Raw genomic sequence first — 10,810 nt, 5'->3', positions numbered from 1 at the left:
GTAATAAGTTGTATATACAGTTATATGAACTGGGCAATGTTCTTCTGCTGAAATTATATTAAAACTATTTTTAACAAAAAAAGACCCTAGTATTAAAAAAGAAAAAATTAGGAAAAAAATAAGTATCTTTTTATTATGCATAATGTTTAGATATTATTATCCATTCTTCAAGAGATAATGTTTCTGCTCTTCGAATGGGATTGACATTGCTTTCTAGTAAAAGTTTTTTAGTTTCTTCTCTACTTAATTTTAGCCCATTTGATATATTATTCAATAGTTGAGCTCTCGGCCTAGAAAATCCAGACCTTAAAACCTTAAAGAAAAGAATAGGATCTACATCATATTTTCGATCGGTTTTTTTAATATTGATAATGGCGCTATCTACATTAGGAAGAGGCCAAAAAGAGTTTCGAGAAATCGGGAAGATAATTTTTGGGTCTGCATAAAATTGAACAGAGAGGGCTAAAATATTCATTTCTGGCGGCTTGGAACAGATTCTTTTAGCAACTTCTTTTTGTATCAATAGTATCATTTCTTCCGGGGGATTCTTTTCTTCAAGAAACCTTCTTATTATAGGGGATGTTATATAGAAAGGGACATTGGCAACAACTTTATATTTTTTCTTTATCTTAATTTCTTCTTTTAATATATCCCCTTTTATTATCTTTATTTTACTGTTATTGGGAAATATCTTTTTTTCAAGTATTTCCACCATCTTCTTATCTTTTTCAATACAAATTAATTCTTTCACTTTTTTTTCAAGACCTAAAGTAATTGATCCAAGTCCGGGACCAACTTCAACTACTATATCATCAGGCTCAACCAAAGAAATAATCTTATCAATAATATTTTTATCAATAAGAAAATTTTGCCCCATTTTTTTTAATGGTCTTGCATCGTATTGCTCAAGAAGTAGAATAATTTCCTTTTTTGATAGATAGTCCATTTGATAATTTTATCATAAACAGGGGATTTCTTCTATAAACCGCATTAAATCATATAAAATCTAACCGAGATAATTATGGTAAGTGGAAAAAATCATTGACTTTTATGGCCTTATTGGTAAACTTAAAACAGTTACGGAAAGTTGGATTATAAGAATATTGATTAGATATTAGTAACTCATATAAAAATACGCCTTTTTCATTCTATTATTCGCGAGTGAAGGGTGTCATACACAGGAAAGCCTTCAAAAACAAGGGATCTAGGAAAGACCTCTCTTTTGCTTTTAAATTGGTAACAATATCAATTTTCATTTTTTTATTCTTTAGTGGTAATATTTTTGGATCCGCTGAAAACAAGAAATGGATCTCAATGATTGAAATGCCAGAAGCTTTAATTGATAATGATGAGGGAATCTTTCTTGCATCAATTAATTCTTATCCAGAACCATCGGACCTTATAATTTCTCAAGACAATACTTTGCATGCGGTAGCTCCTCTTTTTATGCCTAAAATTCAAGTATTGGGGACACAATTATCTCCTCAAGTTGATAAGGATATTATTTCATATAGAGTAGAAAGGGGTGATAGTTTAGGGTCATTGGCTGAACAGTTTGGAATTTCAGTAAATACAATTATTTGGGCAAACAATCTTAAAGGAACCTCACTTGCACCGGGCCAGGAGCTTGTGATATTACCTACTTCTGGTGTTCTTCATATCGTTAGAAAAGGAGATACTTTAGCTAGTATTTCAAAGAAATATCAGGCCGATGAAGGAGAGGTAATTGATTTTAATAATTTATCAAGTGATCAAGACATTCAAATAGGAGATATTCTAATAGTGGCTGGAGGAGAGATCTCGCGACCAATTGCACCAACACCAACTCCTGTTTCCCGACCTTCGCTTGCATCTTCAGGGATGATTGTCCCTACCGCAGGCTATATTAGTCAGGGACTTCATATTTACAATGCCATAGACATTGCTAATAGGTGTGGTACTCCAATTTATTCAGCAGCAGCAGGAATAGTTCAGCTTACAGGATATCATCATATAGGAGGTAACTATATTAGAATTTTACATCCTAGTGGAGTTGTTACCTATTATGGTCATCTTTCTAGTATTTTAGTTTCACGAGGACAATCCGTGTCTCAAGGAAGTTTAATTGGACACATAGGTAACACAGGATTTGTAATTGGCCCAACTGGGTGCCATCTCCACTTTGAGGTAAGGGGTGAATCAAATCCTCTTGCTAATTATCGAGTAGGACATAGATTCTAGCAAAAGAAAAAGCCGGCTTTCAGGCCGGTCTTTTGTTTGATTTATTTCTTGCAATCAATACAAACTTTTGTTTCAGGTATTAGATTTAATCTATTTTCAGCTATTTCCTTATCACATTTTTCACATTTTCCGTATTCGCCACTCTTTATCTTATCAAGAGCTGTATTTATATTTTGAAGCTTTACTTCTAAGACTCTTTCTATTGGAAGAAGTGAGTTGTATTCTTCTACCTCATCAGCTTCTTCGTCAGTTGTACCCTCGGCCTTAAAGTTAGGAAATTTTGTGTCCCAATCACCCGGATTTATTTTACTTTCTTTTGCAAATTCACCCAGCATTTCCTCTAGCGAATTCTTTTCTTTTTTCATACGGTCTTTTAATTTTTCGATTAGTTCTTTCTTCATAATGTTTTTGATTTTTTATAGACATTAATATAGTAGCAAATTTTCAACAAGATTAAATTCTGTCTATGGCGGCTTGTACACTTTTAAGCGATGTGGAGAATATAAAGAAATTACTTCTAGTTACAGCATAGCATATGCCAAAGTCTTCTTTTTCTTCATATTTTTGGCACCATACAGTCTCGTTCCTGTGGTTAGTAGAGGCAAAGAAGCCCGTTGTTGGGGTTGTGCTTTTTCCGAGAAAAGATAGGAAGGTTCTAAGAGAGTCCCTAGCATCTGGCTCCCACTCTCGTATGGTTCCCAGAAATCCATTTGGCTGGGAAATTTCTACAATCATCCCAATGCGGTTTCCATCCTCTTGAGAATAGAGGAAGATGTTGAAATTATCCTCATTGACTCGGTCTCTTAGGCCGGGGATAGATATATGAAAAGTGGTTAAAAAGGCATTCATCGAAAAATAAACAGGATTTAGGGGATTAATTTCGTCCCTAATTGATATCTTTATCATTTTTCCCGATTCAATTTCTTCGTTTAGATATTGTTTTAAATAAGTTTCTATTTCATTTGATTTAGTTGCAGTCGGTTCCCTAAAGAGGTCATACCTTAGGATTGATCGAGGGGCGATTATTGGTTCAGGAACATTTTCTTCCTCATCAATGATAATAGGAACTTCTGGTATTACAACTGGCGCAGGTTCTCTTGTTAATAGCCAGTACCATACAAAAGATAACATTCCAATTATTACCAATAAAGACAAAATAACAATCAATCTGGTCAATGTCTTTTGGCTCTGAGAGGGTCTTTGGGGGACTGACATGGTGGATACAGGTTCTTTTAGAAGCTCTTTTGTCTTAGACGGCTCAGGGATGTCTTCTCCTTGAACTCTTTTTAAAAATCGTTGTCTCTCTAAATCCTCTTTTTCTTGAATTTCAGCTAATTTTTCTTGTGCATTATACCCCTTAGTTGGTTCATTTGGGTCACTCGGTTTTTTGTCTTTCGGAATTCTTTTTTCAAATTCTTTTTTAGGAGGAGATTTTATAGGTTCCCTCCTTTCATCTACTCGATCAGGGATTTCTTCTTTAGGAAAATCCCTGGTTTCTTGAGGTTTGTCTTTACCTTCTATAACAGCTAGAAGTTCTTCTTTTTGACCTTGCTGGTTTTTTAGATATTCTTTATAAAAAGACATATTCGTTGGTTATTTTGTTTTTGCTTCTTTTGCCATTCCAAGTATAAAATTAAAGAAGTCTTTATTTTCTTTAGCCTTAAGGAGGTCGAGGTCTGGGCTAGATGAATTTGTTCTTAAAAACTCTTCTACAATTTCATTATTTGCTTTCTTTTTTGTGAATCTAGCTATTAGCTTTCGGTCCTTATTCATTGTAAAGATGTAGTTTTCTTTTAGAGATACAGGCGAATCGTTTTCTAGCCATTCAATAAATTCATACCCTTCGTTTGGAATGGCAATCATTTTTACTTCTTCACCTTTTTCGTATGATTTTTCCCCTTCTATGGCTCCTCCCTCTGGCGGAACTGGGGTAGCGGATGCTCTATATATTTCTGGCTCTGGTTCTGGCTCTGGCTCTGGCTCTGGGGTAACAGCATTTTCTCTGATAGGAGCTTCTTTGGGAGTTTTTGGCGCAAGGGATATGATTGGTTCAGGTTCTAAGTCAGGAGATTCTATCCCTAAGAAAGCATCTATTTCTTGAATTTTATCTCTAAGGTCTTCTTCTCTTTTTATTATTTTTTTGATTTCATCTTTCTCACTATCTAGCTTTTCAAGATCTTCTTCTATTTCCCATTTCACTTCCTCAAGTTCTCTTCTTCTGTCTTCAATCTCTCTTCTTTCTCTTTCGGATTCTCTCTTTTCTGTTAAGTCTTCTGTCAATTTCTCTCGAGACTGAATACTTTCTTCATCTCTTACTATCAACTCTAGGTTTTTGTTAATTTCTCTTAGTTTTGTTATGAGGGCATCTTTTTTATCTAAAAGACTTTCAGTTTCTTTCCGTAGAACGTCTTTAACTTTTAGTATCTCTTTAAGGCGTTCTTCAAGCTTTTCTTTTTCTGTTGTTTTTTCTTTTTTTTCTTTTCCTAAAATAAACTCTTCTTCGCGATTTAGTATTTTTTGATAACTAACCTCGATTTCCTCTTCCTCTTTCTTTAGTTCTTGAATCTTTTTTTCTTCCTCCCATCTTTTTTCTTCAACCTCTCTTCTCTTGTCTTCAACCTCTCTTACTTTTTGGGTAATCTCTCTTTTTTCCTGATGAGTTTCCGCTTTTCTTTCCTCTTGCTCGAGTTCTCGTTCGCGCGTCTCAATAGACCGCTCCTCTTCTTCAATCAATCTTATTATTTCCTTGATTTCATTTACTTTTTCTTCAAAAGCTTGTTTTTTAAGCTCAATCTCTTTTTTTTCTTCCAAAACAACGGCTAGTCCTTGAGAGTCATCTTCTTCGCTAATATATTTTTTATATAATGACATATTGGTACTTAGTTATTTTTCTTAGCTTGTCTTAAAATGTAATCAAAAAATCGTTTATCTATTTGAGATTTTCCAAGATCATAATCAATGCTAGAAGAATTTTTTCTAATATATTGTTCTACGATTATTAAATCCCTAGCATCATAATCATCTTCTTTTCCCTCAATAATTTCTGACTTTTTGGGTTCAGTAGGGACAGTAATAGCTTCTTTTTCTTTTTGGGCCTCGCTATCTCTAGATTCTGGTAATATTTGTTTTTTTTCTAGGTCTTTATGTCTTTCATCAATATCTTTTCTTCTTTCAAGAATTTCTGTCATCTTTTCCTCCAAAGACCATTTTTCTTTTTCTATTTCTTTGATTTCATCTTCAATCTTCCATCGTTTCTTCTCGATAGATTTCTTTTCCGAGATATCTGTTGTTGCTTTTTCTTCTTTTTCAATTTCTTCTCTTGAGGCTTTGGCCCTAGTCTCCCTTTCTTTAGTTGACATTATTTTCTTTTCTATGTCAAGCCTTTCTTTTTCAATTTTATTTTTTTCAGCATCTATTCTCTTTTGTATCTCATGGGCATCCTCTTTTTTTTCTATTGCTTGATCCCTCGGAGGAGTTAGTAGTTCTTTTTCAGTCGATATTTTTTCCATAGCTAAAGAAACCTTCTCGAGCTTTTCGTGTAGGACCCATTTTTCCTTTTCAATTATTTTTCTTTTCTCCTCCCATTCCCATCTCTTCTCTTCTATAGCCCTCTCTTTTTTTGGAGTAGGGGCTTCTTTCTCTTGAGCTTCAATCTCTTTTTCTTTTGCTTCAATCTCTTCTTCTCTTTTAATAACTTCATCTAGGGAAGCTTGCAGCCCCTTTCTTTCGGCTTTTAATTCTTCTTCCTTTAGCTCCAATTCTTTTCTTTTAGCCCCAATTTTTTCCAATGCAATTTTTTCTATTGCGATTAGTTGTTGTTTTTGCTCTTCTTCCCTTCTTTTAATTTCTTGGTGTTCTTTTTCTATCTCATTTATAATGCTTGATATTTCTATGACTTTTTCATCCCATTCCCAGCGTTCTTTTTCTATGGATTTTCTTTTCTCCTCCCATTCCCACCTCTTTTCTTTTATCTCCCTCTCTTTTTCTGGAGTAGGGGCTTCTTTCTCTTGAGCTTCAATCTCTTTTTCTTTTGCTTCAATCTCTTCTTCTCTTTTAATAACTTCATCTAGGGAAGCTTGTAGCCCCTTTCTTTCGGCTTTTAATTCTTCTTCCTTTGATTTTAATTCCTTTCTTTTCTTAGCTATTTCTTCAATCTCTTTTTCTAGAATATTTTTGTCTAAAATTTCTTTGCCTTTGATTTTAGGATCTAATTCTTCTTTCTTAGCTATTTCTTCTATTTTCTTTTTATCTTCAAGTTCTTGCTTTTCTCGTAGCAATTTTTGATTTAAAGCTTCTCTCTTTGTTCTATTATCTTCTTCATCCTTTCTTTTTCTTGCAAGTTCTTTTTCTTCGGCCATCCTATCTTTGAATGTGGCCATGATTCTTCGGTCGCTATTTACCTTTAAGAGATATCTTTTTTCAGAAGATATTATATCTCCGAATTCTTTCCAAAATAAAAACTCATAGCCGTCGCTTGGTGTTGCTATTATTTCGATAGTTTCTCCTTTCGGATATTCTCCCGATCCTTCGGCTGATCCGCTATGCAAAGGATTAGAGGTTAGGATTATTGTATGTTTTTTCGTTTCTTTTTCTTGAACGGGCTCCTCTTTTTTTTCTTCTGCCTGTTTTTCAGTCATGGTCCTATTCTTTATGGCCTTGGCTTGCTCTTTTGTTTTCTCTTCAAACTCCTTAATAAAGTCTTTAATCTCTTTTTTCTTATAAGTTTCGGGATCAGTCTTCTCTTTCTTTAAAATCGTTTTTTGGACTTCTGTGGTTATGTCTTTGTCTTTTATTGCTTCATCTTCTTTTACTTGCTCTTCAAAGCTAACGCCATTCTTCATATCCTTAGCTCGTTTTTCTGCTTTCTCTTCGAGCTCCTTAACAAAGGCCTCAACTCCCTTTCCTTTTTCTATTTCAGGTTCTTTTTTTTCTAGTTCTTTTTTGTCCTTATCATTAATAAGTTTTTCTTTTTCGGTAATCTTATCCTCTAATGGTTTTTTTCCATAACGAAGAAGATCCTTCTGCATAGTCCTTATTTCATGCGATTCTTCTTCAAAAAGGAAATCTTCTTTTTTCTTTTTGTCAGCCATTATTTTATTTAATCATTCTTTATTTCTTGGGGAGCATCTTTAAGAGAAAGGTTTATTCTTCCTTGGTCGTCAATTCCAATTACTTTTACGTTTATAGTTTGACCTAAGCTTACAATATCCTTTACCTTTTCAACTCTTTGATTAGCTAGCTTAGAGATATGAACTAACCCTTCTTGTCCAGGCAGAACTTCAACAAAAGCTCCAAAGTCTAAGATTCTTTTAACTGTTCCTTTGAATATCTCTCCAACCTCAACTTCTCTTGCAATGTCTTTTATCCATTGAACAGCACGATCTGCTGATTCTTTGTTATCCGATGTGACAAAAACATCGCCTGAGTCTTCAATATCAATTGTAGCACCGGTTGTGTTGATAATTTCATTTATTACTTTTCCACCAGATCCAATAACTTCCCTTATTTTTTCAGGGTTAATCTTGAAGGATATTACCCTAGGTGCATATTTTGAAAGGTTTTCTCTGGGAGTGGGGATGACCTGTTCCATTCTTTTAAGAATTTCAAGACGCGTTTTCTTTGCGGCCTCAAGGGATTCTTTAAATATCTTATCACTTATTCCTTTTATCTTAACATCCATTTGTATTGCTGTTAATCCTTTTTTAGTGCCGGCCATTTTAAGATCCATTCCTCCGTGATGGTCTTCTTTTCCTTGAATGTCGGTTAATAGTTTGTATTCTCCTTTTTCATTTTCGATAATACCTATTGATATTCCAGCAACGTGACTTTTTATTGGAACACCGGCATCCATTAATGATAGAGAAGAGCTACAAACAGAAGCCATGGAAGTTGATCCATTTGAGGAAAGTATTTCTGACACGATTCTTATTGTATAAGGAAAAGTTTCGAAATTAGGAATAATTGGAAGCATAGCTTTTTCAGCAAGAAGTCCATGTCCGATTTCTCTTCTTCCGGGACCACGCAATGGTTTTACCTCACCTACTGAATAGGGAGGGAAATTGTAATGATGGAAAAATCTTTTTTCTCCAGTAACTTCCATTCCTTCTAATAGTTGATGATCTCCAGGAGCTCCTAGAGTAAGAATTGAAAGAGATCTTGTTTGTCCGCGAGAAAAAAGCCCTGTCCCATGAGTTCTGGGGAGAATTGAAATATCAGCACTCAGTTCTCTTAGTTCATCTAGCTTTCTTCCGTCCAGCCTTTTTTCATAGACCAAGATGTTATTTGTTATTGTTTCAGATAATACTTCTTCAAAAGTTTCCTTTGCTTCTTTTTCGGCTCCTTCTTTTTCGGGCCATTTTTCATGAACATAGTTGACCATCTCTGCTAGCACTTTTTTCACTTTTTTAGACTGTTCCTCTCGATCTGTTTCGTTTAAAGCGTTTTCAATTTTGGGACTGATAAATTCTGTAATTTCTTTTCTAAATTCCATATCTATGATTGGGGGAATTATTTCTAATTTCTTTTTTCCAATCTCTTGAGCAATTTTATTTTGAAAATCACAAAGATCGCCAATATATTTTTTGGCAGTAATAAAGGCTTGCAGGGAAGTTTCTTCGTCTATCTCATTTAGGCCACCCTCTATCATATTAACAATAACCTCACCATCTTCTTTTTTTATACCACTAAAAACTATATTCAAGTCACTTTTTTCTTTTTCTTCGTAGGTTGGGTTTATTATAAATTCATTATTTATGCGACCAATTCTTACAGCGCCAACTGGACCCTCCCATGGAATGTCAGATATTGCTGTAGCTAAAGAAGCTCCAATTATTCCAATAGTATCGGGGTCGTTTTGGCCATCCCAAGAAAGGCAGGTGGTCACGAGTTGCACTGATCTTTTAAGTCCCCTTGGAAAAAGAGGCCTTGATGTTCGATCTATTAATCTCGAGGTCGTAATAGCAATATCTGATGGGCGTCCTTCTCTTTTGCTAAACCTTGAACCACGAATTTTTCCGGCCGCATAAAATCTTTCTTCATAGTCTACTGTTAGAGGAAAAAATCCAAGGTCAGCGATATCTTCTCCAGACATAGTAGCTGTACTTAAAATAACAACTTCTCCGTACTGGACCATAACGCTTCCATTAGCTTGCTCGGCTAATTCATTTGGTTTTATGACAAGATCTCGTCCACCAATTGTAGTTCTGTATTCGTTCATGCTGTTTATTTTTTAAGTAAGTATTTTTTAGATTCCTTCCCAAGGTCTATAAATTCATCAGCTGATTCTTTTAATACGCTAGACGATGATTTTTCAAAGGCTATCACTTCTACTCTCTTGCCTTGGTTTTTAAGGTAATCTACTAATGGGATAAAGTCTCCATCACCAGACACTATGACTAAAGCATCAAGGCTGGGAGCAATTCTTATTGCATCAATTACTAGACCTACATCCCAGTCTGCTTTTTTCTGTCCCCCATAAAATTCTTGAAGATCTTTTACTCTTGTTTCTATACCCAGCTTTGTTAGGGCATTAAAAAATGATTTCTCTTCGCCAGATTTAGTTCTAATTACATAAGCAAAGGCTCTGATAAGATTTCTGTCAGAGACGGCTGTGTTTAGAATTTCGCCAAAATTAACCTTAGCTCTGTAGATGTTTTTTGCTGAGTGGTATAGATTTTGAACATCTATTAATACAGCCACTCTTTGACCGAAATGTTTTATTATCATGATAAAAGCGGGGCTTTTATTTTTTCTTTTTCTTAAGGCCAACTTTCTTTACAATCACCTCATGTCTTTTTTCATCCTCTCTTTTTAGGAAAAAGAGAAGTTTCTTCCTTTTGATTACCATTCCTAATAGCCCTCTTCTTGAATGAAGATCCTTAGGATTCTTCTTAAGATGGGATAATAGTCTTTGGATTTCTTCAGTAAGAATAGCGATCTGAACCTCTGGGGATCCAGTATCTTTATCATGAAGCTTGTAATCTTCTATTATTTTTTGCTTTTCGTCTAGTGTTAACATATTTTTTTTGTATATTTTAAATTCGACTCTTTGTGCCCCGTGAGGGATTTGAACCCCCGACCTTGAAGTTAAGAGCTTCCTGCTCTACCACTGAGCTAACGGGGCCTACTTTCTAACAGACATCCCACCAATAAACCGGATTGCCAGCCCCTACGGCTCTATATGCTATTACAACAAAAGACCATGCAAGAAAGATATAGATAAGACCATAAAGTCCTGCGAGAAATATTTGTTTAGCTTTAGTTAGTCTTTGCTGGTCTCCAAACGATGTTAAGTATGTCATTCCCCCCAACATTGTAACAAGAACTGCCAATGTCCCGGCTATCTTTAGGGCGAAGTCGGCAATTCTTCCGCCCATTGTAAAAAGATCACAAAGTTCACATACCGTCTTAGCTGTTCCCGGTCCACACCGAACGAAGGGAGGGGTAGTGGCGGATACAATAGTGGGTAAAAAAATAAACAGCACAAGGATAATTATTAATCCTTTGTTTATTTTTAATAAAGAAGATATGACCTTCATACTCTTTATAATATACATTATTTTTAAGAAAAATAAAGAGGGTGTGTCTTTAC

At 34.9% G+C, this 10,810-nt stretch carries 10 protein-coding genes and 1 tRNA gene; 1 reads left to right on the top strand and 10 read right to left on the bottom strand.

Features of this window, described 5'->3' with window-relative positions:
- Positions 1 to 133: 133 nt before the first annotated feature.
- Positions 134 to 946 (bottom strand): 16S rRNA (adenine(1518)-N(6)/adenine(1519)-N(6))-dimethyltransferase RsmA, encoded by an 813-nt coding sequence (rsmA, locus tag KY054_02965; protein ID MBZ1356692.1) that lies wholly within the window; start codon positions 944 to 946, stop codon positions 134 to 136.
- 215 nt (positions 947 to 1,161) lie between these two features.
- Here rsmA and KY054_02960 point away from each other — a divergent pair, with 215 nt between their 5' ends.
- Entirely contained in the window at positions 1,162 to 2,220 is a 1,059-nt protein-coding gene (locus KY054_02960; protein ID MBZ1356691.1) for a M23 family metallopeptidase, read from the top strand.
- Positions 2,221 to 2,261: 41 nt separating this feature from the next.
- On the opposite strand, the gene KY054_02955 is transcribed toward KY054_02960, so the two are convergent.
- The 9 genes from KY054_02955 to KY054_02915 form a co-directional block, all read right to left on the bottom strand.
- A complete protein-coding gene (locus KY054_02955; protein MBZ1356690.1) occupies positions 2,262 to 2,621 on the bottom strand; it encodes a TraR/DksA C4-type zinc finger protein in 360 nt (119 codons plus the stop codon).
- Positions 2,622 to 2,673: 52 nt separating this feature from the next.
- Complete coding sequence (locus KY054_02950; protein ID MBZ1356689.1) at positions 2,674 to 3,804, bottom strand: hypothetical protein; 1,131 nt, start codon at positions 3,802 to 3,804, stop codon at positions 2,674 to 2,676.
- A gap of 9 nt (positions 3,805 to 3,813) precedes the next feature.
- A complete protein-coding gene (locus KY054_02945; protein MBZ1356688.1) occupies positions 3,814 to 5,091 on the bottom strand; it encodes a hypothetical protein in 1,278 nt (425 codons plus the stop codon).
- An 8-nt stretch (positions 5,092 to 5,099) separates the two neighbouring features.
- Positions 5,100 to 7,310, bottom strand: a complete 2,211-nt coding sequence (locus KY054_02940; GenBank protein MBZ1356687.1) for a hypothetical protein — start codon at positions 7,308 to 7,310, stop codon at positions 5,100 to 5,102.
- 8 nt (positions 7,311 to 7,318) lie between these two features.
- A complete protein-coding gene (locus KY054_02935; GenBank protein MBZ1356686.1) occupies positions 7,319 to 9,436 on the bottom strand; it encodes a polyribonucleotide nucleotidyltransferase in 2,118 nt (705 codons plus the stop codon).
- 5 nt (positions 9,437 to 9,441) lie between these two features.
- Positions 9,442 to 9,945 (bottom strand): NYN domain-containing protein, encoded by a 504-nt coding sequence (locus tag KY054_02930; protein ID MBZ1356685.1) that lies wholly within the window; start codon positions 9,943 to 9,945, stop codon positions 9,442 to 9,444.
- 16 nt (positions 9,946 to 9,961) lie between these two features.
- The gene (rpsO, locus tag KY054_02925) at positions 9,962 to 10,237 is read right to left on the bottom strand and encodes a 30S ribosomal protein S15 (protein MBZ1356684.1); all 276 of its coding nucleotides are present in this window, start codon (positions 10,235 to 10,237) and stop codon (positions 9,962 to 9,964) included.
- 33 nt (positions 10,238 to 10,270) lie between these two features.
- A tRNA-Lys gene (locus KY054_02920) sits at positions 10,271 to 10,342 on the bottom strand.
- A gap of 7 nt (positions 10,343 to 10,349) precedes the next feature.
- The coding region (locus tag KY054_02915) for a hypothetical protein (protein ID MBZ1356683.1) at positions 10,350 to 10,810 on the bottom strand (461 nt) is incomplete at its 5' end.

Source organism: Candidatus Nealsonbacteria bacterium (assembly GCA_019923605.1).
Taxonomy (GTDB): domain Bacteria; phylum Patescibacteriota; class Minisyncoccia; order Minisyncoccales; family CSSED10-335; genus JAHXGM01.
The sequence above is the reverse complement of the archived record's forward strand: the minus strand, read 5'-3'. Positions and strand labels throughout refer to the sequence as shown.